Origin of the sequence: Methylosinus sp. KRF6, from assembly GCF_018887255.1 — a bacterium.
GTDB lineage: Bacteria > Pseudomonadota > Alphaproteobacteria > Rhizobiales > Beijerinckiaceae > Methylosinus > Methylosinus sporium.
Genome location: NZ_JAHLJF010000052.1, coordinates 1 through 704, shown reverse-complemented (window position 1 = coordinate 704; position 704 = coordinate 1). Strand labels below are relative to the sequence as shown.

Here is a 704-nt window from a genome sequence, read left to right as displayed (position 1 = left end):
CGTCTCGCCATCGGCCGCGCTCACGAAAGTGTCGCCACGAAAACGAATGACATAGCCGAAGCCCATCTCCTCGAGAAAGCGGAACAGCTTCACGTCGCCGAAGCCGCGGTCGGCCAGGATCGTCACCTTCGTTCCTTCGGGCAGCGCCTCTTTGAGCCGAACGAGGCAAGCGTCCTCGATCTCGTTGCGCTTGCCCGACAGTTCGGCTTTGAACACGGAGAACCACAGCAAGGGCTGCGCGCGCCCGTGCCTTGTGACGAGGTTGAGCGCCAGCGTCGATTGATCGTCGGCGTCGAACTCGGTCCAGTCCATGGCGACGACGAGATCGCGGCTCGCGCCGATGGTCTCCGCGATCCAGAGCGGGAGCAGCTCCCACACCTCTATGCCCTGATTGCTCAAGAGACGGTCGACCTGCTTGATGGCGTGCTTGGCCGATTTTCCGCGCGCCTGCGCGAGCGCCTGACCGATGACGGCCACCGCGAGCGACGCGCTCGTCATCACGCCAAGCACAGCGAGCGACAAGGAGCAGACGCGCTTCGCATGCAGATCGCCGCCGAATAAGGACGTCAGGTAGTTCTGTATGAATTCAAGCCGTTGCGTTGTCGCCCGCATTGCCCCGCCATCTCCGAAACCGATTCGTTAACAATTTGTTTCGCGAAGCGCCGCGGCAAAAATGAGTCAGAAAAAATGAGGGGATTCGTGAG

1 protein-coding gene is annotated in these 704 nt (G+C 61.2%); it reads right to left on the bottom strand.

Annotated elements, in window-relative coordinates; translation table 11 throughout:
- A partial coding sequence (locus tag KP010_RS22480) for a transposase (protein WP_216281959.1) occupies positions 1-612 on the bottom strand: 612 nt, incomplete at its 3' end.
- Positions 613-704 lie beyond the last annotated feature (92 nt).